This window comes from Cohnella boryungensis (assembly GCF_042651945.1).
Classification (GTDB): domain Bacteria; phylum Bacillota; class Bacilli; order Paenibacillales; family Paenibacillaceae; genus Cohnella; species Cohnella boryungensis.
This window is the reverse complement of sequence record NZ_JBHSED010000015.1, coordinates 1-21,612: the sequence shown is the minus strand read 5'-3', so window position 1 is coordinate 21,612 and position 21,612 is coordinate 1. Positions and strand designations below refer to the sequence as shown.

The following is a 21,612-nucleotide window of genomic DNA, read 5'->3' as shown; positions in this document are numbered from 1 at the left end:
GGCTACTGCTGCGTCTTGACGCCTTTGGCCCACGCTTTGTCCAGCGTCTTGATGATGTCCTCTTTCGTAACATCCTTAGCGAAATAGCTTTGGAGCAGCTTCGCCGTCTCGTCCGTCACGCCGTTCGGAAGGGACAAGTCCAGATACGCTTTGCCGTCCGCGACGTAGGAGCTGGCTTCGGAAATCCAAGGGAACGTCTCGTAGGTATGCATCGTCGCGACCGGATTGAACTTGAGCTCTTCGAAGAGCGGCGCGGAATCCTTGTCGTCGAGAATGTAGTTGAGCAGGTCCAGCGCGACCTCCTTGTTGCCGCTCTTCGGGGAAACCGCCAGCGACGTCGAGGTCGCAAGGTTAATCATCGCTCCGGCCGGATCGTTGCTGACAGGCAGCGGCGCGACCCCGAATTCCATGTCCGGATTGACTTTAAGGATCGTCTCCGCCTGCCATGGTCCTTGAACCCACATCGCAGCCTTGCCGTTCGCGAAGTCGGTAGAGCCGGCTTCGTTCCCGACCTCGAAAGGCTTGCCGGTTCCGTTGGCCATGATCAGATCGATGATGTCGAAGACGCTGGCGACTTCGCCGTACGAGGCTTCGCCCTTGTTCATTCTCTCGATCCAGTCCGGGTGGGCCGAGGATACCGTTCCGCCCAGCGAAAGCGCCATCATCAGCTGCGGAATCCAAGACTCTTGGAACGCCAGCATGAACGGCTTGATGTTCGCCGCGTTCAGCTTGTCGATAGTCGCCTTCATTTCATCGATTGTCAGCGGAGGCGTAATGCCCTGCTCCGCGAATATTTTTTTGTTGTAGAGATAGCCCCAGGACAAGCTTTCGAGCGGCAGCGCGACAACCTTCCCGTCGTAAGTGACGGTTTTGCGAACGCTCTCGTATACCTTCGGCACGAACGGCTGCTCCGACAGATCGGCTAGGTAGCCCGCTTTGTAATAAGTCGGAATATCCGCGATAGCATGCAGGGTGAACAAGTCCGGCGCGTCGTTGGAAGCCAGCCGCGTCTGCAGAATCTGCTTGGCCTGGTCGGGATTCGGCATCTCCAGCTTGATCGAAACGTCGATGTTTTTCTCCGCCAGCTCCTTAGCCTTGAATTGGGCGAAATAGCTTTCGAATTGGTCTTTGAACCTCGGAAAGCTCATGAACACTTTAAGCTCGACCTTCCGAGGCTCGGCTTTTGCCGTGGCCGACGGAGACGGGGCCGCGCTCTGGGATGGCGATGCTCCCTCGGAGGGGCCGTTGTCCCGGTTCCCTCCGCACGCCGACAGGAACAGAGCGACGAGTGCAAGAACGAGGCTAAGATGAAGCGCTTTCTTCATAGTATGAGTACCCCCTTGATATGAATTGCACCTTCAGTATAGGGGAGACGGTTAGAGGTTATCATTCGAGGATATTAGCAACTGTTATTGTATTTTATTGATATGACGGCATCCGTTCACTCCCCTTGGTCTTCCCTGCGCAGATCGCCGGGCGTGTGGCCGAACTGTTTTCTGAACACCCGATAGAAGTACGCCACATCCTCATATCCGGTCAGCTTCGCCACATGTTTGATCGAGAGCTTTCCTTCCAGGATCAGTTCTCTGGCCTTCTCCATTCGCTTGCGTAAAATGTAGTCGGACAGATTCTCTCCCGCCTCCGATTTGAACGCCCGGCTTAAGTGCTCCTTGCTGACGTAAAAGCGCTGCGCAATCATCTCCAGCGATATCGGCTCGTGGTAATGGCCGTCGATGTGGGCGCGGATCGCGGCAATGTCCAGTCGCAGCCGCTTCCGGCGATTCGCCCCGATCTGTTCGATCGCTTCCGCATATATCGTACGCAGCTCCCGAATCGCCTGGGCCGCGTTCCTCCAATCCCCCGACGGCGCCTTCGGCCAGAGACCCGCGACGTCCAACTCGTTCTCCGCGGCGAACTCCTCGATCATCGACAGGAAGTCGCGGGCAAGCTTGGCGAGACCGTTATGTCCCTCCTTGTCGGGCATGGAGGATTCAACCAGCTCTCCAAGCTTTTCCAGAACCTCGATAGCCGCTGCGCTATCCAGCTCAAGCAGACAGCCCTCCATTTTTTGCCGGAGCGAGGTATATTGCTCTTGCGCCGACACATCGGAGAAGGCGAAAAAGGACGTTCGCCATGGCGCGTTATTCGTCTGCTCCGCCTGCTTCAGCTCTTGTACGCATAGCGCCAATGCCGCGTTAAGCTCGCCGCCGTCAATCGGCTTCAATAAGTATTCCACCGCCCGCGAACGAATCGCCTGCTTCAGATAGACGAAATCGTCGTAACCGCTCATCACGATGATTTTCATGGCCGGAAACTTCTCGTTCATTCGCTTAAGCATCCCCACGCCGTCCAGCCCGGGCATTCTCATGTCGGTGACCACGATGTGGGGCTCTCGTTCTTCGATCAGACGAAGCCCTTCCGTGCCGTCCTCGGCTTCGCCGTCCAATCGAAGCTCCAGCTCGTCCCACTGGACAAGCGCCTTAACGACCTCTCTGGACCAAGGCTCGTCGTCTATGACCAGTACCTTAAACATGTTCCTTACCTCCGCTATTCTGGATAGGCAGCTTGACGGCAACAAGAGCTCCCCCTCCGGGCGAGCTGAACAGCCTTACGCCGCTCCCGGAGCCGAACTGAAGCTTCAGCCTCGTATCGACGTTTTTCAGGCCGATTCCTTTGCCCTTCCGTTTCCTCGACTGTTCGGGGACGGCTTGCGAAGAAGCAGGCCTCGCTCCTTCCGCCAGCTCGGCGCGGAGCTCCAGCAGTCGGTCGCGCCTGATCCCGATGCCTTCGTCCTTGATGATAATCGCTATATTGGCGGCCAGCCTCTTCACTCGCACCTCGATGCGCCACGCGCCTTCCTTCCGCTGGAGGCCGTGCTCGAAGGCGTTCTCCAGTAGGGGCTGAAGCGTGAACTTCGGAATGAGCGAGCCAAGCGCGGCTTCCTCCAGCGTCAGCGCAACGGTACAGCGGCCTGTAAATCTGTTCTCCTGAATAAACAAATAATTGCGCATATGCTTGAGCTCGTCCGCCAACGGAACACGGTCCTCTTCGGTGCCGATCGAATAGCGCAGCAGCTCGCCGATCACCTGGGTCACCTTATAGATTTCCGGGGCTCCCTTGGTGAGAGCCATCCCGCCGATCAGGTGCAGCGTGTTATTGAGGAAGTGGGGATTAATCTGGGCTTGCAGCGCCTGAAGCTGCGCGTTCTTCAGATCGATCTCGCGCTGGTATTCGTCTTCGATCAATTGCTTGATGCGAAGCATCATGGAGTTGTAGCCCCGTTCGAGCAATCCGATCTCGTCCCTGCTTTGCGTCGACTTAAGCTCGAAGTTATGAATCTGGGCGCTTCTCATCGCCCGGGCCAAGCCGACGATCGGACGGCTGATTCGCAAGGATACGAGAATCGACAGCACGACGGAGGCTGCCGCGAACAAAGCTCCTGTCACGATCCCCGCCCGGATCGTCGTTCTGGCGCTGCGCGTCACCGTGTCCAACGGCACCGCTTTTATGACGGTCAGCTCGCCGTCGTCGACTCTTTTTACGAAGTAGTAATAGTTATCGGAGCTTCCGAGCTTCAGCTCGGAATCCGCGAGGCCCAGCTCTCGAAGCTCGGAGGCGACTTCCTCCGCCATCCCGGCTTCCGTAGAACCGGACAGCAGCTCTCCTTCGTCGTTGACAAGGAATACGGAGCTTTCCGGCTCCGACTGGAGGATGCGTCCGACCTCCTGCCAGACGTCGCGATTCAAGCGAACGGACAGTCCGCCGAGCAGCGCTTGGTCCTCGAACCGGTAGATGCCGTGATAAGCGTAGATGCCATCGTCCGACTGTTTGAAATACATATTGACCGGTTCTTTCAGTAAGCGCTTCCACACACCTTGGCCAATATCGACAGCGGAAACAATGCCGCTGCTGGCGTGATTCACCGAGAAAGCTTTTTGGCTCGCATGCACGTACAGCGACAGCAGATCGATTTTGCGGGAATTCGAGTAATACGTGGACGTCAGCGTATTCTGTATATAGTTCTGCGTTCTGTACTGCACGCCGACATCGGCGCTGTCCACCTCGCCCATGCCGTCCATCAGCGACTTGTTGATCTGCAGCGTGTAGAACAGAGTATCGATCTGCTGAATCAGCTCGTCCAAATACTGGTCCGCCCACAGCATGCGCGAGCTGTTCGCATTAATGATCTCTTTCTCCACGGAGTCGCGGGTGTTGTTTGTCGCGATCCACGTCACCGTGATGACCGGAAGCGTCGTTAACCCGATCATAAGCAGCATAAGCCGCAGCCTCAAGCTCGTTCGCCTCATCGTCTCGCTCCTTCGATTCTCAACCTCAAGCCTGCGTTCCAGCCCCCCGCCTATGCCCGCTCCGCGAATGCGGCAGCCTTACCGGGGCGGACAGGAGTACAGCAGGCCGCATGCAGATCCCCGTCAATTGGTTAATCTCTATTATAGCAACAACTTTATCCGTTAGGAGGTGCCAACGATGCCCTGGGACAAAAAGAACTATCCCGATTCGCTCAAAAACTTCACCGCGCCCGTTCGTGATAAAGCCGTCGAAATCGCCAATGCTCTGCTGGAGGACGGCTATGAGGAAGGACGCGCGATTGCCATCGCCACTTCGCAGGCCAAGGAATGGGCGGCCAATCGCCATAAGCAGATTCGCAAGAAGGGAGAATAGACGCACGAAACTCCGTCGCCAAGCAACCGGGCCGAGACAGCTCTCTGGTATTCAATACCGCCTGAATGCAAATACAGGCCCTTGGCATCAAAAGCCAAGGGCCTGTCGGCTAACTCGATTTTCCTTCTCTCCTATTGCCTCATTGCCCGAATGGCGACGATACAGATTTGGTTCAACCGCCTTTCATCCATTCCGCGCTGCGCCGGCGCATCCAGTCGTTAATCTCCCACAGATCGGCCAGCGGCTGGCGAGTATACGGTATGACGTGCATATACCCTGGAGGACCGAATTCCGGCGTAAAGGTAAAGAGGGGTTCTCCCCGCTCCAGGCTTCGCTCGTAAATCCGCCTCCACCACGACTCGTGCACCGCCAGCTCGCCGGCTGCCTCCGGTGCTCGGGGATCGGTCACTTGAGGTCCGTGAAAATAACCGATACGGCCATGAATATGGATGCTTCGCTCAATGGCCAAATCCACGTCGGCCGCATACCGCTCCAGGAAGGATTCCGTTACGCAGACCCAGTGGCTGAAGTCGGCGCATAGCTTAAGCGCGGGAAATTCCCGCAGCAATCTCCCCGTCGTCCATGGCGTAAACGCGCAGCGGCTGCGATGCGTCTCATGCGCGACGCGAACCCCGATATCCTGCTCGGCTTGCAGAGCGTCCGCGAACAAGCGCTGCTGCTCCTCCCAAGCCATGCCGTCTCGGCCCGTATGACAATTGACCAGGACGGGCGACCATTCCCGTGCCCGCAGCAGCCTCTCGCGGAACGTGGCCGCATGGCCGTCCGCCTCCAGACTGCCGTCCGTATGCATCTGGGCGATATACATCAAGCCGTATCCGTCCAGCAAATCCCGGAAGGCTTCCACGGCAATCCCTGTGGGCGGCGGGCTTTCGTATGCGGTGTATCCCGCTTCGGCAATGCGCTCCAGCTGCCGTTCCACCGATCCTTCCATCCCCCAGGCCGCTTTCGCAATAATTGTATTCAATTTCTCATCCTCCTAACGATCCTCTTCAATTAACATTCCGCGTCGGTCATCTCGTTCGTATACATCCGCTTGTATTCATCCGGCCTTACCTTGCGGGAAGACTGACAAGCATAGTGAAGCTGCAGCGCCCTGCGGCGCTTCCCCGACTTGTTCGGAGGCGTGCCGTGATGAATCATGCCATGGAAGAACAGCGCACCGCCAGGCGGCAAGGGGACGGCAACGTCCTGCTCCACCCTTACGTTCGTGTCGCATATTTGCCAATCCCGCACAGCATAATGCGGTACGCCGCCATCCATGTGCGATCGAGGAATAACGTGCATGCAGCCGTTGTCGAGCGCCGCTTCGTCCAACGCGATCCATACCCCGACGACCGGCTTCTCGAAAGCAAGCGGACCGTAAGCCATATCCTGATGCCACGGCTTTTCGCCGCCGACATGGGGCGGCTTAAGCAAAGCCATATCCTGCACGAGCATGGGCTCCTCCCCGAGAATTTCGCGAATGGCGGCCAACAGCTTAGGTTGATACGCGATGCTTCTTAACGTATCGTCGCAAGCTACGAATTCGTGAACCTTCCGGACGGCCAGCTCTCGTTCTTCGCGGCTGTGCAATTGACTCTGCGGCTTCGTAAATTGAATTTTGGCCCCCTTGGCATCCTCGAAAATCAAACGCATCAGCGCATCGGTCGATTGCTGCACCTCCTCCGCGTCAAGCACGTTCGCCACAGCCAGAAATCCCTGCTCCTTATATTCCCGAAGCTGCTGCGGACCGATGTCGTCCAGCGAGCCGAGGAGCGGCGCGATTGTATCGTAACGGTATAGACGGGACGCGATCTCCTCCTGCGTCGGTTGCCCTTCCCTCATCGCGACAGCGCCTCCGTTATACAGCGCTGCGACCTGACCGTCTCTATCGCTTTGATTTGTACTCATATCCATAACACTCCCTTGTTTATTGGATTGCGTGTTATAATCATCTTATACGTGTTATGGATTTAAGGGAATGTTACGAATTTCGAAAAATTTGTACCGAAATACATATCAATCAGGAGGAATACGATATGGACGACAGTCTGGGCTCCGACGGCAAGCCCATTCTTCCACCATCCGCCTTGCTCGGAGACTTATCCTTGTCGAGCGGAAGAACCTCCGGCAAGGCGAAGTGCGAGAAGGACTGGAACTGGAAGCCCTACCCGCTCCCCGATTACGATTTGTGGTACGTCGCTTCGGGCGCCGGCACGATCCGCATCCAGTCCGTCGATTATCCGATTGTGCCCGGCAGCTGCTTTTTGCTTCGTCCAGGCGACGCCATCTTCGCCCAGCAGCATCCGGACCAACGGCTTACCGTGCTGTTCGTCCATTTCCGGGCAGAACGGAGCTCCGCAGCCGCTGCGGGCGTGAACCCGGTGAATTCAGCCGAACGACACGAAGCGCTGGAGAAGCTGCCCCGATGCAGCGTCATTCAAGATACCGTCTGGTTCGAGAGCTTGCTCAATCGGCTGCTTACCCTGGATGAGGAAGAGCGCTCCCCGGCAATCGAAGCCGAATTCGAGGCTGTGCTCAAGGCCGCGCTCTGTCTGGTGCTGCGGGAATGCTCCGCCGATCGACCGCAAGCGGGCAGCCGCCATCCCGCTGTCAGACAAGCGATTCGCCTGATGAAGGAGAACGTCGCCGCGCCCTTCAGCCATGCCGAGCTCGGCGGTCTGACCGGGATATCTCCCCGATACTTGAACGTTCTCTTCAAGGAGCAGACCGGCTATTCCGTCAGAAACTATCTTGCCCGCGTGCGAATCGACCGCGCCTGTCAGCTTCTGTCCGAGAGCACGATGAACGTCTCCCAGATTGCGGAGACGCTCGGGTATGCGGATATTTATTTCTTCAGCAAGCAATTCAAGCAGTTTATCGGCGAATCTCCTACGCGATATCGCAGCCGCTCGCACGAGGCTCGCAGCCATTAGATGAGCAAGCCGGGAATGTCCGTGGCCAGGTCAGTAACGATCATACGTCAGATCAAGCGTGGCAAAGCCGCAAAATTCCGGAAAGCTGCCGAGCACGGAGTTGATCTCCTCCTCGGTGTAGCCCATTTTTCTCAGATGCAGCTGCTTCGCCTTCTCCGCAACCGAATTCGCCGTCACGAAATCGTTCATTTGCTCGAACAGCTTGGCGCCCCACTTCTTCCCGAAGTTGACGTGCAGCCGTTCGTCGGCAATGTCATACTCGGATTGGAGCGAGGACAGATAATCTCCGAATTGCTTGAAGGCCTCGATCGATTTGCGTTTCTTGATGAACGAGCAAGGCTCCATTACCATGGTCAGACTGGAATAGAACTCGGGGAAGGTTCGTTCCAGATTGTCCGGCGTAAGCGCCGTGGACGGATGCCAGGAGAAATCTCTCGTGTCGTACCCCATCTGCTTCAGTCTGCGAACCCCCATCTGGCTGTGCCGGATTTCATCCCACGTATGCCGCGCAATGTCGTGGTAGAAATCCATCGGCATTTTCTGGATGCCATAGTAGAGGTAGGTCAAGCTTTCCGATGCGGACATCTCGCTCGCGTTGATGAATACCATATGCTTCACGCTGTCGTAAGTCGGGGAAGCCGGATCGAACATCGCGCTTTTGTACTTAGTAAGATCGACATGCGGATAGTTGGGATCGTGTGCAGGCACGACCGGTACGGGACCTGCAGGCGTCACGGCCGGCATCTCCGGCCATGCGAAGCCTTCGAGCCGATCTCCTCCGTCCAGGCCGTCCCACATCCGTTTTACAAATCGGCACCACGTCTCGAATCTCGCCCTTCCTTCGGAATCATCGACATAGGCAAACCGGATTTCGTTGGAGAGCCAGGTCGAGAGCTGCGTTCGGTCCATCTCGATCGCCCGCCACTTATCCAACGTCGGCGCATCCAGTATCGGGTCCAGCTTCTCGACCATGCGGTCGTATTTGTCGTAAAGCTTGTTGACGAATATCCGATAGGTTGCCGCGAACTCAAGAAAAGCCGGCGCAAGCACGATTGAAGCGAACACGTTCGAAACCTCATTCGGCGTCCAGGAGCGATCGCTTAACGCAGCCCCCGGAAGCTCGTTGATTCTCTCCCTCAAGTGCTTCATATGCTCCGTGTGCAAATAGGCCATCCTTACAAGCTCGCCCTTGAGCCCCCAATCCGCCGCCGCCGACATCCAGCCCATCGTCATCCGGGACAGCTCGAACTCGATCCAGTAAATGTCCTTCAGCATGTTGGCCGTATCTACCGGCCTTACGAACGAGCCCGTGCGGTCATTCTCATTGTCCAGAAATCCCAGATCGTTCACGTCTACGACAATCGCCTTCGGCTTCGCCATGATCCTTCACCTCGTCATTAGGTCTTAAAACCACCTTAACGGACAACGACAAAAAACGCTTGGATCCGATTCTCCATTGCTTGCAGAATCGTCCACAGCGTTTGCTGCCGGAGCAGCCGGCCTTCCTCAATCTCTCATGCTGCTTCTATAAAACCCAGGCGTTACCCCGGTAGCCTCCTTGAACAGACGGCTGAAATGCGCCGTTTCTCCGAAGCCGACGCTTAAGGCGATTTCCGTAATCGAGCTCTCCGTTCCGCTCAGCAGCGCTTTCGCGCGATGGATTCTCTGAAGAAGCTGGAATTGATGAGGCGTATATCCCGTATGCTGCTTGAACAGCTTGTACATGTAGGACTTGGAAACATGATGGCTGGCCGCCAGCTCGGGCATAGACAGGTTCTCATGATGATGCTCGGTCAGAAAATCGGCAATCTCGTCCATCATTTTGCGGTAGGCGGACGGAACCTCTTTCTCCGTCAGCTCTACGGAGCTCTGCCGTCCCAGGATGACGAACAGCTCCAGCAGCTTCGCCTTGATCAGCAACGGGTAATTCGTCCTGCGCTGCTCCAGCTCTCGCTCGATCGTCTGCAGCAGCTGCCGAACCGCCTCCGCATCCTCCTTCGTCGCGAGCTGCAATTGCGCCAGCCCTTCGCCGTCCGCTGCGAACCATTCCTCCATCAGCTCCGCCACGAACGGCGCGATATCCGCCAGCGCCTGAATATACGTCTCGTCTACCGACAAAATAATGCGAACGTACTCCGAGGATTGGGTGGTGCGAATAATGTGATAGATACGAGGCTTTATAATCGTCAGCTTGCCGGGATGAAAGCCGTACTCCCGTTCGCCCGCCATACAGATGCCGACGGAAGAACAGGAAAAATGAAACTCATAGCCCTCGTGGGCATGCATGAACGGCATCACGACAGCATCCCGCTTCGTCTGGCAATAGACGGGATACTCGCTCAACGTTCGGTTAAAGGCCTGATCGACGATACGCGCCAAATCTCTCATGGAAGCCGCCTCCCTCGGGTTGCCGTTACTCTAATGGTAGAGGGAGCAGTAAGCGCTGTCAATTGCCATGCCGGACGCCCACTTAAAAAGCCGCTTCCGCCAACATGTGCAAATGTCGGCCGGAAGCGGCTATTCTCAAATCCAATGCTAGATCAGGCCCGATTCCTTCAACAGCCGGCTGACGATGGCTGCGACCTCGGCCCGGGTCATATATGCCTTCGGAGCCAGCGTCATGCCGTTTCTTCCCGTCACGATGCCGGCCTGCACACTGTCGGCCACTCCGCTTCGCGCCCAACCGGACACGGCCGAGTTGTCTGAGTAGCTTTTCAGCAGGGTATCTGCGGACTTCACGGGAAGCTTATCCTTCAATCCGGTTATCGACATCGCTTTGGCGATAATCAGCAGGGCTTGTTCCCGCGTAATCTTGTCATTCGGACGGAACTTGCCGTCCTTGAAACCGTCGATCAGGCCGTATTCGTAAGCCGTATTAACCGCGCCGGCATACCAGTCGGATGCCGCTACGTCCGCGAAAGGCGTTGGGCCTTTTTCCAGCCTGAGTCCCAGTCCGCGAACGACAATCGCCGCAAACTCGGCTCTGGTGATGTCGCGGTCGGGGCTGAACGTGCCGCTGCCCGCCCCCTCGATCACCATGCGCGAGCCCATATCGTTCACCGTTTCTTGCGCCCAATGGCCCGCCAAATCGCGATAGGCAAGCGGATGCCACACGACCGAATACGTGCTGTTGGTTAAACTGTTAATTCGAGCGTAATAATTACCGTCCACAACGATGATCTTAGTCGGAACGTGACGCGCCGTGCCGTCGGGTTCAATGACGACTCCCGTCGTAATCCGGTTCGGATCTACGCCATCCGGAATCGCGATCGTCCGTTCCACATAAGCGTTAAACTTCGCGATCTCGACGGTCTTATCTCCGTACGAGATTGTAATCGTAAAATCCACAGGCGGGGCAACCAGCGTGAAATCCCCCTTGCTGGCGGCGCCTTCCGCCAGCTGTGCTGTGCTTGCCGCGGAAGCCGCAATTTCGATCCGTACCTTGATGTCCTTCAGCGCCACCGAAGCGCCGATTTGTTTGGAAATGTCATCGATGTCGATTTGCAGCGCAGGTACGGTATAGGTCGCGCGATCCGTACGGATTTCCAGAACCGCCTGCCGGTTCTCCATATTTTTGATCATTTGACCGTTCAATTCCCCGATGACGACATCGGAGTCGCCGCCGACCGGAATGGTTACGATCGCACGGTCTCCTTCCGCGGCTAGACGCTGGTCCAGCTTGTCCGCGTCAACCGCAATCGTCGTAACTTTCCGATTGTTCATCATCGTCGTCGTTGCCTTGCCTGCGCTCTCTGCTTTACCGTTGACGAGAATATCCGCATTGCTGCCCTCGGTTCCCGCAGCCGGCCCTGTCGACGGCGTGGATCCCGATGGCCCGGATCCGTCTCCCGGGCTTGAGTTCACTGTCAGCTTGGCCGCGTTCGACGTCGACGACTGCGTGCCGCTGGCGATTACGACCCGATACCAGTAGCCGTTCATAGATGACGTGACATTGGAAAGAGTAAGCGTCGGGCTCGTCGCGCCATCTATATTCTCGAACCCTGTGCCCTTATCTACTTGCCATTGGTAGGATAATCCCATCCCCGTCGCCGTGACGCTAAAACTCGCGCTGCCATTGGCTGCCGTCGTATTCGAAGGCTGAGCCGTGATCGTCGGCAGCAACGAACCGTTGCGCAAAATCTGGATGCGGCTGTTGTCCGTGTCCGCTGCATACACATTGCCATAATTATCTACCGCTATGCCGCGAGGATAATCGAATTGTCCTTCGTCGCTTCCCGGCGTTCCCCACGTCATCTGGAAATTGCCCTCGGAATCGAACTTCTGAATCCGACTGTTAAACGTATCGGCGACGTAGACGTTTCCGTCTCCATCCGCAGCGACCCCGCCCGGTCTATTGAATTGACCGTCCAAATTGCCTATGCTTCCCCATTTTTTAACGAACTGGCCGCTCGCGTCCCATTTCTGAATTTGATGGTTGCCGGTGTCGGCGACATAGACATTACCGTCGCTGTCTACGGCGATGCCCGTAGGATAACGGAATTGTCCCGTACCGTTGCCTGGAACGTCTCCCCATGTTCCTTCAAGGTTGCCGTTCGCATCGTACACTTTGATTTGGGACGAAGATGAGTTTGCGACATAGACTTTACCGCTAACCTTGTCTACGGCTACGCCGCTCGGATCGGCCAACTCGCCGTTCTCGCCCATCATGCCCAGCAAACTGCCGCTATCATTGAAAGAATACACCCGAGCGTTCATGCTGTCCGCGACATAGACGCTTCCGGATACGCTTACGGCAATGCCGGTAGGTACACCGAAATTAACTTCCGAATTTGGGTCGATTTGCTTCCACTCCGACAGGAGCGAGCCGTTCGCATCGTATTTGATAACCTGACCATCTTCAGAATCCGCAACATAGATATTGCCGTCGTTGTCGGCAGCCACGTCCGCTGGGCTGTTTAATCCGCCAGGTACGATGATCTTAAAGCCCGCCTTCGGCGTTACGCTGTTTGAAGGATCGGATACCTCCGAGGTTCCTAATGCGTTTTTCGCCTTCACGGTGAAGGTATAGTTCTGTCCGTTCGTCAAGCCCGTCACTTTGATCGGACTGGTACTGCCCGTCTTCGTAATTCCTTCAGGCTCCGACGTTACGGTATATTCCGTAATCGGACTGCCTCCGTTGTTCGAAGGCGGATAGAAGCTGACCGTCGCTTCGCCGTCTCCCGCGACAGCCGTCACGTACTGCGGGGCGTCGGGGGCTTGGAACACAGGCATTCTTGCGACTCGAACCTGGTTCTTGCCATCGTACTTCTCCGTCCATGCCGCGAACAATTTGCCGCCATATACGGCGAGCGAAGGATGATTGACGGTCGAGCCAATCCGGGCGTTGAGCCCGTGGTCGCTGTCTGCGGTCGTCCAGCTAGTGCCGTCGTACTTTTTCGCTCTGACGGTATTCGACTCGACCCAAGCGGCGTACAAATGGCCGTCGTATGCGATTAATTTCGGAACGGAAACGTTGCTTCCGGCGGTGTAATTCAACCCGGCATTGTCGTCCGCCCATTGCCACCCGTTCTCTTCGTCGTAAGACTTGACGCGAATAGCCTTACCGTTATCCGACCATGCGACGTACATTTTATCTCCGAATACGGCCACGTTCGGATGATTGATATACGTGCCCTCATCGGAACCAAAGCCTCCGCCGTCTATCGACTCCCAATTTGTTCCTCCGACATAGCGGCTGACCTTGATCTTCTGCACGCCCTGCATGCCCGATTCTTCGCGCCACACGGCATACAAAGAACCGTCGTATACGGCCAATTGAGGGCTTCCCGCCCCACTTCCGCTCAGACTTGGCGTCGGAGATGCAACTTGCCATCCCGCTCCCGTATCGTCGTATTTTTTAACTTGAATTTGGGAACCCTCTTGCCATATCGCATACAGTTCATCGTTAAAAACCTTTATTCGCGGATCCCACGACAATTCAGGCGCCAGATTCAACGTACCGCCATCTACCGTCGTCCAATCCGTCCCGTCAAACTGTCTGACTCTGGTTTGATAGTCGAATCCGAGATAGCCTTCATACCAAGAGGCATACAATTTGCCCTTATATACGGCAAGCGAAGGAAAAGCCGCTTTATTTCCGTACCTGTTTTCATCCCCGTACGCATTCAGGCATCCGGTCGGAATACATCCCGATTGAAGCTCGTCCACGGAAGTCCAGCCCGATCCATCATATTTCATCGCATGCATGAGAATGTTGTAGCCGGAATCTTCCGACCATAGGACATACAGGTCTCCGTTATACTCGATAAGGTCGGTATTGTAAGTACTCTTTGTCCTATCTTTGATAAGTTCGCCGTCGTCTACGAGCGTCCAACTGCTCGTATCGGACGCCGCTTGGGCGATATTCCCGCCCGTCAGCGCCGGCAGCGCCAACAGAAATGCAAGAACAAGAAAAATCGCCTTACTGCTTCTCTGACCGAGCCTCTTTCCGATCTCTTTCTCTTTACTTGTCGACATCTTGTAGCCTCCCATTCGATTCTGCGATGTTTTCGTCAATCCACATTATAGGAGAGTGCGAATAAACATTTACTAAACATAGAAAGCCTTGGAATCCGTCTTCCGCAGGATCTCTTAATGTGATAGATGCGAGGCTTTATAATCGTCAGCTTGTCTCGCAATAGACGGGAAACTCGCTCAGCGTTCAGTTAAAATCCTGATCCACGAATACGCGCCCAATCTTTCATGTAAGCCGCCTCTCTAGTGTTGCCGTTACTCTAATGGTAGAGAGAGCCGTAAGCAAACGAGCAATGCATGAAGGACTTCCTTCATGCATTGCTCGTTTGCTTACCTAGTGCCAAGCGCCCTGGCTTTGGGGCGGGTCCCCGGTCAAGCTCTTCTCGAACATATCGATGATCGCCAGAAAGCGCTCCGCTTCCCGATAGACATGATCCGCCAACAGAGGATGAATGATGCTTTTAATTCGGCAGGCGTCAATGAGATCCCGAGCGGTCTTCTTAAAGTTGCGCAAGCTGACCACGGACACCCGGTTCTGATCTAGAAATTGGCTCAGCAGCGGCTGGGTTTGAGACTGCGGACGCATGGAGCTTAAATCCTGCGCTTGCCAGAGCAGCTGGTCAAAATCATGGCTAAACTCCCGCGCTTGCTCCACCAATTTTCTTTCGGAAGGATCAAGCAGATGCCCGATGAATTTGGCATGGTCGGCCATAATTTTCAGAAAGAAAACATTCTCGTCGATAATGGCGTCCGCCAAAGGCTCCAATTGACCATTGTTAAGCTCCGAGAGGCGGTTCCTGAAGTAATTTGCTTCCCTGCTGGTGTGATCCACCAATAGCGGAAAGTTGTTAGCCCCAGGAAGCTTGCAGGTGAGAATCAGCCCCAATACCTTGCGTTTAAAGGCCCAAATATGAGAGGCCGCATTGTGCACCTCTACGTTAAACGTTCTAATGAGCTGAGGATCGGTCGCTGCCGAATAAGCATGCGATTTCGCTTCAATCTGCTCGAAGAGCGCATAGAAGGCATTAGCTTCCTGAATTAATTGGGTGTCCTCGCATCGGAAGCCAAGCTTTAGAAAAAGGGAATGCTCCTTCATAATCCTTGACCAGAAACGGATTTCGTCCAGAGAACGAACCACAAAGGCGTTCACAATCTGCCCCTCCCCCCCGATTTCCACCTTTAATGGTTATGACCGTCTTGCGCATTCGATAACCGGAATCTTGATTTCGGACATTCCACCTTTTATCGAAAAGAAGAAGATTCCCCGGATCACAACGCTTTGGCTTGACAACCTACTATGTCACGTAGTAAGTTTTATTTACTACGCGTCGTAGTAATTATCTTCGGGATGGACGCATCGCGAAGCAAAGAGGTGTTCGTATGAACCAGGTTCAAAAGTTATCGGATACTGAATTGGAGCTAATGGAGGCGATTTGGGCGTGCACGGCTCCTGTCACATCGACTGAACTGCTGCGCATGTTTTCCCAAAAGGGAAAGGAATGGAAGGCGCAAACCATATCTACCTTCCTTTCGCGCTTGGTGGACAAAGGGGCGCTTACCGCTGCGAGGCATGATGGACGAACCAACAAATACGCGCCACGCATTACGCCTGAGGAGTATAAGCTGCTGGAAACGCAACACGTTCTGGACGGGCTGTATCAAGGCTCCGTCAAAAATCTGATTTCAGCCATGTACGACGGCGATAAGCTTTCGGACGAGGATATTACAGAACTGAAAAAATGGTTTTCAGATAAGTAGGTGCCGCCGATGAATACTATTCTTGAAATTCTGTTTACTCTTACCGCGGCCGGAAGCGTCGTTGCGGCTTTTATGCTCGGATTGCGACGCGTATCCGTCGAGCTTTTACCTGCAAAGTGGCGTTACGGACTTGGCAAAATGGCCGTTGCGTTCTATCTGTGTCCCATTGCTCTTGGCATTCCGTTGATTTCGCGGCTTCTCGCAGCCCGTCCGGCAACCGTGCAACCTGCGCAACCCACGCCGTTTTCAGAGCTCTCGCCTGAACAGACCATCTCGGCACACGTTGCCATTCTCCTTCTATGCCTATGGGCAGTCGGAGCGATAGGCTTTGTAGCATGGCAATTGTATTGTTATCAAAGATTTCTCAAGAGTCTGGAACATACGCGTACTCCCGTACCGAAAAGCAGCGACACGAGTAAGCAGCTTTTTCTAATCAAGAATGCACTTGGCTTGAAAAGCAACGTCGAGCTTGCTTACAGCTCTCTCATTCGAAGTCCGGTTCTTGTCGGACTTGGAAAGCCTGCCATTTACCTCCCCAAGGAGAATGTCGCGAATTTGGATATGACCATGGTGTTCCACCATGAGCTGATTCATCTTAAGCGAAAAGATCTATGGGTCAAGGCATTCACGTTGGCAGCCAGCGCCTTGCATTGGTTCAATCCCTTGGTTCACATGCTCCGAAAGGACATCCATACCTGGAGCGAGCTGGCTTGCGATGAAGAGGTCGTCAAAAGGATGTCCTATGCCGAGCGGAAGCGATATGGAGAAACGATCTTGAACGTAATGGCAGGATCAAGGCATTTGCCGGTACAGTTCTGCGCTTCTTTATCCGGGGAGGGCAAACAACTAAAAAGGAGATTAACGGTTATGCTTAATGTAAAGGAACTGAACAAGAAAAATTTGTTGCTAACGCTCGCAGCGCTGCTTCTGATTGCTGCAATCGGCACAGCAACGGCAATATGGGCTTCCCACAATACGCCTAAAGTCGTTGATAGGGACTCGGCTCCCGCGAGTGATCAACCCTTATCAACCGGAATTGACAATGAACCGACTGGCTCTAACACTCGGCAAGAGCCTTCCGTTGTCCATGATCCAGCTCCTTCTGACACTCAGCAAGAGCCTGCAACCGACAGTGCATCAGATGCTATCGAGTCTCAGCCAATACCTGCCGTTGACCAGGCATCGACTCCTGCCGAGGCTCAACCGCGTCCGATCGCCGAAAATTCGTCGGCCCTTGCCGAGGCTCAGCCAGCGCCCGCCGTTGACCGTGCATCGGCTCCTGCTGAGACTCAACTCCGTCCGGTCGCCGATAGTTCGTCGGCCCTTGCCGAGGCTCAGCCAGCGCCTGCCGTTGACCGTGCATCGGTTCCTGCTGAGGCCCAACTACGCCCTGTCGCCGAAGGTTCGTCAGCCCCTGCCGAGGCTGCCCAATAATCAGAGGGGCCTCGGACGATCAAAGCCGATTCGGATACGTACCGAATCGGCTTTTTTCATTACAGCTTCTTATTCTATTATTCCTTGGCGATTGGCAGCCTAAGCAGCCCGTCTACAAAAGTATCAAGTGTGATCAAGTGGCTGGCGTAATCGTAATTCATCATCGTATCGTTGACCGAATAGTAATATACATTTCCGTTCTTTACAGCCGGAAGCTCTGCCCAGAGGGGAACCTCTGCCAGCTTCGCCTTCGCAGCCTCTGCGGACTCGTCAAAAAATGTATAAGCAATAATATCTGCCTCGGATACGTATTCCGGCAACACCTCTAATGAAATTGAAGTACTGTAACCTGAACCTTCGGCCTCGGCATTTTTAGCTGAGAAGTACTTGCTTTCAACGATCTCCGGTGCATGCATGCCTAAAATATCGTACACTAGCGCTCTATTTTTATCGCCATGTATGGATGGCGACTTTCCTTCAACGCCTTGAATAAACACCACTTTCTTGTCTATTAATCCTGCATCCGTCAGCCTTTTTTTCGCTTTCTCTATATTTGCGGCATATGCCTTCTTTAACTCTTCCGCACGCTCCGGCATGCCAAATATGTCGCCCATAAAATCCATGCTTTCTTCCATTGTCATATTGCGGGCATCATAAAAAAGGGTCGGTGCGATTTTCTGGTATTGCTCAATTAGCTTTTCATCCAAACCATCCATTCTGGCAATGATCAGGTCGGGCTCAAGCGCAAGTATGCCTTCCACATTTTCCAATGCAATAAACTCAACATCCCCTAATGCTTGGTCCCATTGCTTCTCCCATACTCCCTGCTTATTATATTGGTTCCAATGCTCCTCCCACACCTCGAGATCACTGAATTCTTTAAAATACTTATCTATGCCGACAATCGATTTCCCGAAAGGCAGGATATCGCCAACCGCAAACATGGATTGCACAACGATTCGCTTCGGATCGGCGGGAATCTCGACATTCCCGGCCTTCGTTGCGACAATTCGCGTTTGCGGCGCCGCTTCTGTCCCTTTTGCTTCAGCGCTCGGCGTCGCCTGATCATGCGACTGAGCCGATGTCGGACTTGGCGAGCTTGTGTTCGAGGGTGTATTCGATGCACATGCCGTTAAAAGCAGCATCAGGCTTAAAGCCGCTGCTAGTATCATTTCCTTGCTCTTTGTCTGACCAAACATCCAAAACTCCCCGTCTCCTGTAGATTTGGCTAGCTTTGCTAGTCCTTCATCATTGTAATGACGTTGAGAATCGTTATCAATATCACAATCGCGCATGTCTGTTGCATTTTTTTTCCGATAATCGCTTGGCGTCATTTTGTAGTACTTTTTGAACATACGGATCAAATTGATTTCATCCATGAAACCGCAGCCTGCCGCGATTTCTTTAATCGTCGCATCCGTGATGAGCAGATGCGCTCGGGCAGCGTCAAGCCTTTTCTGATTCAGATACTCCTGCAAGCTTTTCTGCTCCCGTCTTTTGAACAATCGACTAAGCTGGCTGCCGCTGATCGACAGCCTATCGGCTATCGCTTGAATCGATATCGGCTGCGTGAATTGCTCATCAAGATAATGTTTGGCCGATGCGATAATATCGGTTCGAAGAAACTGTATTCCCCGCTTTTCTAAATCCTTATAGATTTCATGCATTAACTGATAAAGAATAACCTTCGCGTTGAACTGATTTATGGCCGATTCCCGTTGCCAACAGCTATGCATGGTCTGAAGCCGATCTACAAAAAATATCGGATTTTCCGGTGAATACCCGTACAGCTGCGTAAATGGATTCGCCTGCTCCAGCAAACGAAGAAGCTCCTTCCTGTAAAATGGCGGGGTCTCCGCTTTATACAGCACCATGTATACTTCCAAGCATCCTCCGCAGGGATCAATGCACAACTCAGTTCCTTTTCCGCCATGAAACAGGCTAAACCGCTCAGAACGGTAAATCGCGTTATCAAGCTTAACATTAGCGCTATGTCCATACGTATAGACCAGCATGCTCGTAGGCATTGTGTATTTATGTATGGGCGTATCCGGCTGTATGAGCTGGAAACGAACATCTATTAGGGAAATGGATAAGCGTGTCCACAGTCGAACAGCATCGGCAATCATTTCTTTAGTAAAATACTTGCTGGAGCCTCTGTCTTCCGCCATCAGGTATCACTCTTTCTTAGCATTATCAATTACATGTTAGTTCAAATGATATTGATTATCAATGCTGCGTGAGTTAAATACTCGGTAAATAGGAACCAACAGTAAAGGTCTGAGCTTCTAGAAAAGCAAAAAAACTTGAGGAATAACCCTCAAGTTTCACGTTAGTTGATTTGGTACCGGCGAGAGGACTCGAACCTCCACGGTCTCCCACTCGATTTTGAGTCGAGCGCGTCTGCCATTCCGCCACGCCGGCATATTCAGTTTTCTTGCTTGGCGCGCCCTAAGAGATTCGAACTCCTGACCTTTTGATTCGTAGTCAAACGCTCTATCCAGCTGAGCTAAGGGCGCAAACTATGAGATTTTGGAGGCGCCACCCAGACTCGAACTGGGGGTAAAGCTTTTGCAGAGCTCTGCCTTACCACTTGGCTATGGCGCCAGATTCAAGATTGAGATGGAGCGGAAAACGGGGCTCGAACCCGCGACCTTCTCGTTGGCAACGAGATGCTCTACCACTGAGCTATTTCCGCATATTAGGCTATCGGGGCCCCGAAAACTAATCGGTGCATGCTCCAACGCTTATCTTCACTTCTTAGAGTGAAAATGGCTGGGGATCTAGGATTCGAACCTAGGAGTGACGGAGTCAAAGTCCGTTGCCTTACCGCTTGGCTAATCCCCAATACATGAGGGTAAAAATGGGGCGGACGAGGGGAATTGAACCCCCGAATGTCGGATCCACAAACCGATGCGTTAACCACTTCGCCACGACCGCCACGATCGTAAAGGGTATTCAGTTGGCAGGGGCAGCAGGAATTGAACCCACACTAACGGTTTTGGAGACCGCTGTTCTACCTTTAAACTATGCCCCTATGTTAGGTAGAAAGATCTGGTGGAGGATGATGGATTTGAACCACCGAACCCGAAGGAAGAGATTTACAGTCTCCCGCGTTTGGCCACTTCGCTAATCCTCCACGATTAGGAGTTCATAAATGGTGCCGACTAGAGGACTTGAACCCCCAACCTACTGATTACAAGTCAGTTGCTCTACCAATTGAGCTAAGTCGGCATGCTGTATGCAGTTATTAAATGGTGGCTCGAGACGGAATCGAACCGCCGACACGAGGATTTTCAGTCCTCTGCTCTACCAGCTGAGCTATCGAGCCTTGGAAAAGATGGCGGAGCCGACGGGATTCGAACCCGCGGTCTCCTGCGTGACAGGCAGGCATGTTAGGCCTCTACACCACGGCTCCGCGTTATGCTCGGTAATAAGCCGAGATGAAATCATTGGTTGCGGGGGCAGGATTTGAACCTGCGGCCTTCGGGTTATGAGCCCGACGAGCTACCGGGCTGCTCCACCCCGCGTCGTTAGTGAGCGTCTTGCTTTGCAAAGCGACAGTAATTATCATACCTCATATCGCTTATGTAATGCAAGCCTCAAATTAAATTTATTCTTTTGTAAAGATGGTGACCCCTAGGGGATTCGAACCCCTGTTACCTCCGTGAAAGGGAGGTGTCTTAACCGCTTGACCAAGGGGCCATGCTTGCTTGAATAAATTGTGGCGGAGAGAGAGGGATTCGAACCCTCGAGACGCTTTAGGCGCCTACACGATTTCCAATCGTGCTCCTTCGACCAAACTCGGACACCTCTCCATATGGCTCCCCGAACAGGACTCGAACCTGTGACAACTCGATTAACAGTCGAGTGCTCTACCAACTGAGCTATCAGGGAATGCAAGCAAAAGTAAATCTGTGATCCAGCCTGGCAACGTCCTACTCTCCCAGGACCCTGCGGTCCAAGTACCATTGGCGCTGGAGGGCTTAACGGTCGTGTTCGGGATGGGTACGCGTGGAACCCCTCCGCCGTCATCACCAGACCGGATACTGAGCGATCAAATCGTCTCAGAACGTAAGTCTACAGGCAGCAATGCTATGCATTGCGTTGTAGGCTTGCGTCACATTCAAGGCTCTTGCGCCCTGAAAACTGGAAGCGAACCCGTGCGACGAAGTCGTCACGGCCCGTATACTTGCAGACAGCAATGCTGTGCATTGCGGTGCAGGTATACGAAACAAAAGCGGTGAAAGAAGAAGGTGAATCAAATCATCAACCTGAGTGTCATTCGTAGGATAAGCCCTCGACCGATTAGTACTCGTCAGCTCCACAC

The 21,612-nt window shown here is 53.8% G+C and carries 13 protein-coding genes, 15 tRNA genes, 1 rRNA gene and 1 pseudogene; 4 read left to right on the top strand and 26 right to left on the bottom strand.

Features of this window, described 5'->3' with window-relative positions; translation table 11 throughout:
- Positions 1 to 2: 2 nt before the first annotated feature.
- The 3 genes from ACFO1S_RS09795 to ACFO1S_RS09785 all read right to left on the bottom strand — a co-directional run bounded on the left by ACFO1S_RS09795 (position 3) and on the right by ACFO1S_RS09785 (position 4,307).
- Complete coding sequence (locus tag ACFO1S_RS09795) at positions 3 to 1,325, bottom strand: ABC transporter substrate-binding protein (protein WP_204603793.1); 1,323 nt, start codon at positions 1,323 to 1,325, stop codon at positions 3 to 5.
- A gap of 116 nt (positions 1,326 to 1,441) precedes the next feature.
- On the bottom strand, positions 1,442 to 2,533 hold the full coding sequence (locus ACFO1S_RS09790) for a response regulator transcription factor (protein WP_204603794.1): 1,092 nt from the start codon (positions 2,531 to 2,533) through the stop codon (positions 1,442 to 1,444).
- Complete coding sequence (locus ACFO1S_RS09785; RefSeq protein WP_204603795.1) at positions 2,526 to 4,307, bottom strand: sensor histidine kinase; 1,782 nt, start codon at positions 4,305 to 4,307, stop codon at positions 2,526 to 2,528. Before ACFO1S_RS09785 ends, ACFO1S_RS09790 begins: the two co-directional genes overlap by 8 nt.
- Positions 4,308 to 4,485: 178 nt before the next feature.
- Between ACFO1S_RS09785 and ACFO1S_RS09780 the strand changes: the two are divergent.
- Positions 4,486 to 4,647, top strand: a pseudogene (locus ACFO1S_RS09780) (DUF2188 domain-containing protein); the annotation flags it as partial.
- Positions 4,648 to 4,852: 205 nt separating this feature from the next.
- Here ACFO1S_RS09780 and ACFO1S_RS09775 read toward each other — a convergent pair.
- Both ACFO1S_RS09775 and ACFO1S_RS09770 read right to left on the bottom strand, forming a co-directional pair.
- Positions 4,853 to 5,665, bottom strand: coding sequence for a sugar phosphate isomerase/epimerase family protein (locus ACFO1S_RS09775; protein ID WP_204603797.1), 813 nt, complete (start codon positions 5,663 to 5,665; stop codon positions 4,853 to 4,855).
- A gap of 29 nt (positions 5,666 to 5,694) precedes the next feature.
- Positions 5,695 to 6,591, bottom strand: a complete 897-nt coding sequence (locus tag ACFO1S_RS09770) for a phytanoyl-CoA dioxygenase family protein (protein ID WP_204603798.1) — start codon at positions 6,589 to 6,591, stop codon at positions 5,695 to 5,697.
- A 128-nt stretch (positions 6,592 to 6,719) separates the two neighbouring features.
- On the opposite strand from ACFO1S_RS09770, the gene ACFO1S_RS09765 reads away from it, so the two are divergent.
- Positions 6,720 to 7,616, top strand: coding sequence for a helix-turn-helix domain-containing protein (locus ACFO1S_RS09765; RefSeq protein ID WP_204603799.1), 897 nt, complete (start codon positions 6,720 to 6,722; stop codon positions 7,614 to 7,616).
- 30 nt (positions 7,617 to 7,646) lie between these two features.
- Here ACFO1S_RS09765 and ACFO1S_RS09760 read toward each other — a convergent pair whose 3' ends face one another.
- The 4 genes from ACFO1S_RS09760 to ACFO1S_RS09745 form a co-directional block, all read right to left on the bottom strand.
- Positions 7,647 to 8,996: a DUF455 family protein gene (locus tag ACFO1S_RS09760; protein WP_204603800.1), complete on the bottom strand. Its 1,350-nt coding sequence runs from the start codon at positions 8,994 to 8,996 to the stop codon at positions 7,647 to 7,649.
- A 126-nt stretch (positions 8,997 to 9,122) separates the two neighbouring features.
- Positions 9,123 to 10,004 (bottom strand): helix-turn-helix transcriptional regulator, encoded by an 882-nt coding sequence (locus tag ACFO1S_RS09755; protein ID WP_204603801.1) that lies wholly within the window; start codon positions 10,002 to 10,004, stop codon positions 9,123 to 9,125.
- A gap of 147 nt (positions 10,005 to 10,151) precedes the next feature.
- Complete coding sequence (locus tag ACFO1S_RS09750) at positions 10,152 to 14,093, bottom strand: S-layer homology domain-containing protein (RefSeq protein WP_204603802.1); 3,942 nt, start codon at positions 14,091 to 14,093, stop codon at positions 10,152 to 10,154.
- Between the two features lie 331 nt (positions 14,094 to 14,424).
- Positions 14,425 to 15,243, bottom strand: coding sequence for a DUF2935 domain-containing protein (locus tag ACFO1S_RS09745; RefSeq protein WP_204603827.1), 819 nt, complete (start codon positions 15,241 to 15,243; stop codon positions 14,425 to 14,427).
- A gap of 227 nt (positions 15,244 to 15,470) precedes the next feature.
- Here ACFO1S_RS09745 and ACFO1S_RS09740 point away from each other — a divergent pair, with 227 nt between their 5' ends.
- Together ACFO1S_RS09740 and ACFO1S_RS09735 are read left to right on the top strand one after the other, a co-directional pair.
- The gene (locus ACFO1S_RS09740; RefSeq protein ID WP_204603803.1) at positions 15,471 to 15,848 is read left to right on the top strand and encodes a BlaI/MecI/CopY family transcriptional regulator; all 378 of its coding nucleotides are present in this window, start codon (positions 15,471 to 15,473) and stop codon (positions 15,846 to 15,848) included.
- A 9-nt stretch (positions 15,849 to 15,857) separates the two neighbouring features.
- Entirely contained in the window at positions 15,858 to 17,282 is a 1,425-nt protein-coding gene (locus ACFO1S_RS09735) for a M56 family metallopeptidase (RefSeq protein ID WP_204603804.1), read from the top strand.
- Between the two features lie 77 nt (positions 17,283 to 17,359).
- Here the strand turns inward: ACFO1S_RS09735 and ACFO1S_RS09730 are convergent, their stop codons facing one another.
- The 17 genes from ACFO1S_RS09730 to rrf form a co-directional block, all read right to left on the bottom strand.
- A complete protein-coding gene (locus ACFO1S_RS09730) occupies positions 17,360 to 19,453 on the bottom strand; it encodes an AraC family transcriptional regulator (protein ID WP_204603805.1) in 2,094 nt (697 codons plus the stop codon).
- A gap of 171 nt (positions 19,454 to 19,624) precedes the next feature.
- Positions 19,625 to 19,706 (bottom strand) — tRNA-Leu (locus ACFO1S_RS09725).
- Positions 19,707 to 19,724: 18 nt separating this feature from the next.
- A tRNA-Arg gene (locus ACFO1S_RS09720) sits at positions 19,725 to 19,801 on the bottom strand.
- 14 nt (positions 19,802 to 19,815) lie between these two features.
- Positions 19,816 to 19,889: transfer RNA gene (locus tag ACFO1S_RS09715), tRNA-Cys, on the bottom strand.
- A 16-nt stretch (positions 19,890 to 19,905) separates the two neighbouring features.
- Positions 19,906 to 19,980 (bottom strand) — tRNA-Gly (locus ACFO1S_RS09710).
- A 74-nt stretch (positions 19,981 to 20,054) separates the two neighbouring features.
- Positions 20,055 to 20,129, bottom strand: a tRNA-Gln gene (locus tag ACFO1S_RS09705).
- Between the two features lie 17 nt (positions 20,130 to 20,146).
- Positions 20,147 to 20,222: transfer RNA gene (locus tag ACFO1S_RS09700), tRNA-His, on the bottom strand.
- A gap of 23 nt (positions 20,223 to 20,245) precedes the next feature.
- Positions 20,246 to 20,319 (bottom strand) — tRNA-Trp (locus ACFO1S_RS09695).
- 18 nt (positions 20,320 to 20,337) lie between these two features.
- Positions 20,338 to 20,421, bottom strand: a tRNA-Tyr gene (locus tag ACFO1S_RS09690).
- A 19-nt stretch (positions 20,422 to 20,440) separates the two neighbouring features.
- Positions 20,441 to 20,516 (bottom strand) — tRNA-Thr (locus ACFO1S_RS09685).
- A 21-nt stretch (positions 20,517 to 20,537) separates the two neighbouring features.
- Positions 20,538 to 20,613: transfer RNA gene (locus ACFO1S_RS09680), tRNA-Phe, on the bottom strand.
- Positions 20,614 to 20,623: 10 nt separating this feature from the next.
- Positions 20,624 to 20,700: transfer RNA gene (locus ACFO1S_RS09675), tRNA-Asp, on the bottom strand.
- 35 nt (positions 20,701 to 20,735) lie between these two features.
- Positions 20,736 to 20,812, bottom strand: a tRNA-Met gene (locus ACFO1S_RS09670).
- A gap of 100 nt (positions 20,813 to 20,912) precedes the next feature.
- Positions 20,913 to 20,987: transfer RNA gene (locus tag ACFO1S_RS09665), tRNA-Glu, on the bottom strand.
- Positions 20,988 to 21,007: 20 nt separating this feature from the next.
- A tRNA-Ser gene (locus ACFO1S_RS09660) sits at positions 21,008 to 21,100 on the bottom strand.
- Positions 21,101 to 21,103: 3 nt separating this feature from the next.
- Positions 21,104 to 21,179, bottom strand: a tRNA-Asn gene (locus tag ACFO1S_RS09655).
- A 28-nt stretch (positions 21,180 to 21,207) separates the two neighbouring features.
- Positions 21,208 to 21,324: ribosomal RNA gene (rrf, locus tag ACFO1S_RS09650) — 5S ribosomal RNA — on the bottom strand.
- Positions 21,325 to 21,612 lie beyond the last annotated feature (288 nt).

What these genes read in the sequence shown, in the direction of transcription:
- ACFO1S_RS09795 (WP_204603793.1), bottom strand. Translation starts at nt 1,325, where the DNA reads ATGAAGAAAGCGCTTCATCTTAGCCTCGTTCTTGCACTCGTCGCTCTG.
- ACFO1S_RS09790 (WP_204603794.1), bottom strand. Translation starts at nt 2,533, where the DNA reads ATGTTTAAGGTACTGGTCATAGACGACGAGCCTTGGTCCAGAGAGGTC.
- ACFO1S_RS09785 (WP_204603795.1), bottom strand. Translation starts at nt 4,307, where the DNA reads ATGAGGCGAACGAGCTTGAGGCTGCGGCTTATGCTGCTTATGATCGGG.
- ACFO1S_RS09770 (WP_204603798.1), bottom strand. Translation starts at nt 6,591, where the DNA reads ATGAGTACAAATCAAAGCGATAGAGACGGTCAGGTCGCAGCGCTGTAT.
- ACFO1S_RS09765 (WP_204603799.1), top strand. Translation starts at nt 6,720, where the DNA reads ATGGACGACAGTCTGGGCTCCGACGGCAAGCCCATTCTTCCACCATCC.
- ACFO1S_RS09760 (WP_204603800.1), bottom strand. Translation starts at nt 8,996, where the DNA reads ATGGCGAAGCCGAAGGCGATTGTCGTAGACGTGAACGATCTGGGATTT.
- ACFO1S_RS09755 (WP_204603801.1), bottom strand. Translation starts at nt 10,004, where the DNA reads ATGAGAGATTTGGCGCGTATCGTCGATCAGGCCTTTAACCGAACGTTG.
- ACFO1S_RS09750 (WP_204603802.1), bottom strand. Translation starts at nt 14,093, where the DNA reads ATGTCGACAAGTAAAGAGAAAGAGATCGGAAAGAGGCTCGGTCAGAGA.
- ACFO1S_RS09740 (WP_204603803.1), top strand. Translation starts at nt 15,471, where the DNA reads ATGAACCAGGTTCAAAAGTTATCGGATACTGAATTGGAGCTAATGGAG.
- ACFO1S_RS09735 (WP_204603804.1), top strand. Translation starts at nt 15,858, where the DNA reads ATGAATACTATTCTTGAAATTCTGTTTACTCTTACCGCGGCCGGAAGC.
- ACFO1S_RS09730 (WP_204603805.1), bottom strand. Translation starts at nt 19,453, where the DNA reads ATGGCGGAAGACAGAGGCTCCAGCAAGTATTTTACTAAAGAAATGATT.